Origin of the sequence: Paracoccus yeei ATCC BAA-599 (assembly GCF_000622145.1) — a bacterium.
In the GTDB taxonomy this organism is placed as follows: domain Bacteria; phylum Pseudomonadota; class Alphaproteobacteria; order Rhodobacterales; family Rhodobacteraceae; genus Paracoccus; species Paracoccus yeei.
Window position 1 is genome coordinate 1 of the sequence record NZ_JHWH01000072.1, and the last position, 1187, is coordinate 1187.

The following is a 1187-nucleotide window of genomic DNA, read 5'->3' on the forward strand; positions in this document are numbered from 1 at the left end:
CCCCGGCCAAGGACCTGCCTCTGCCGCATTCGCCCCTAGCGCTGCGCGGGCGGGTTCTGGCCCTGTCGGATGGCCGCTATCGTGTGACCGGCCCGATCTATCACGGGCAGGTCCTTTCAATGGGACGGGCGGCGCTGCTGGATACGGGCGCCGCGCGGATCGTGGTCTGCGAGCAGCCGCACGAGCCGCTGGATATGGGCGTGTTCACCTGCCTGGGGATCAGGGAACTGTCGGCGCGCTTCCTGCACCTGAAATCGCGCATGTACTGTCGCCCCGTGTTCGAGCCCTTGGCGAAAACAGTGGTCGAATGCGCAAGCTCGGGCGTTACAAGCTCGAACTATGATCTCTTCGCCTTCCGGAAGCTGGCGCGGCCGACATATCCGCTGGATGACAAGATCACTTGGCAAGCCTGACGGCGTTCCGCGCTGGCGATGCGATCATACGCTTAAGGAGTTGGTTCTGCTGAGAGAGAGTGCCATGCAGCTGATGGTCGACGAAGGCCACAAATTGTTGATCGTCATGGCGGCGAGCGTCGTGCCCCAGCGACCCCCTCTCGGCATATACACATTAGTTATCGGCCTGTGGCGCCTTGGGCGGCTGGGACTACGGCCAGGAAGGCATCGTTTTCCTCGGGATTGGCGATGGTGACGCGCGCCCAGTCCAGGAAAGGCTTCTCCTGCCATGCCTTGATCAGGACACCATGACGGCGCAGCGCCTCGGCGAAGTCGGCGGCGGGGCCGGCTGTGCGGAAGAACAGGAAGTTGCCGTGGCTGGGCGCGACCTCGTAACCCCTGGCGCGCAGGCTCTCGGCCACGCGGGCGCGTTCGGATGCGGTGAGCGCGACCACGCGGGCCAGATGGCCGGTATCCTGCAGCGCGGCCAGTGCCGCCGCGCCGGCCAGCGCGTTGATGGCGAACGGGTTGCGGGTCTTGCGCAGCGCCCGCACCAGGTCGGCGTCCGAGCAGATGCCATAGCCGACCCGCGCCCCGGCTAGGCCATAGGCCTTGGACAGCGTGCGCAGCGACACCCATGGGTGTCCCGCCTCGCGCAGCATTTCGAGGGCGTCGAAGGCCAGATCGTCGGACAGGTATTCGCGGTAAGCCTCGTCGAAGACGACCAGCGCGCCCTGCGGCACCGCGGCCAGCAGCCGGGCGAAGTCGGCCTGCGGCACGGCAGGGCCTGCCGGG

At 66.9% G+C, this 1187-nt stretch carries 2 protein-coding genes; one reads left to right on the top strand and one right to left on the bottom strand.

Annotated elements, in window-relative coordinates:
• Positions 1-413: MlrC C-terminal domain-containing protein (locus tag BU28_RS23695; protein WP_036763501.1), on the top strand; the 413-nt coding region annotated here is incomplete at its 5' end.
• A gap of 158 nt (positions 414-571) precedes the next feature.
• Here BU28_RS23695 and BU28_RS23700 read toward each other — a convergent pair.
• The coding region (locus BU28_RS23700; protein ID WP_036763507.1) for an aminotransferase class I/II-fold pyridoxal phosphate-dependent enzyme at positions 572-1187 on the bottom strand (616 nt) is incomplete at its 5' end.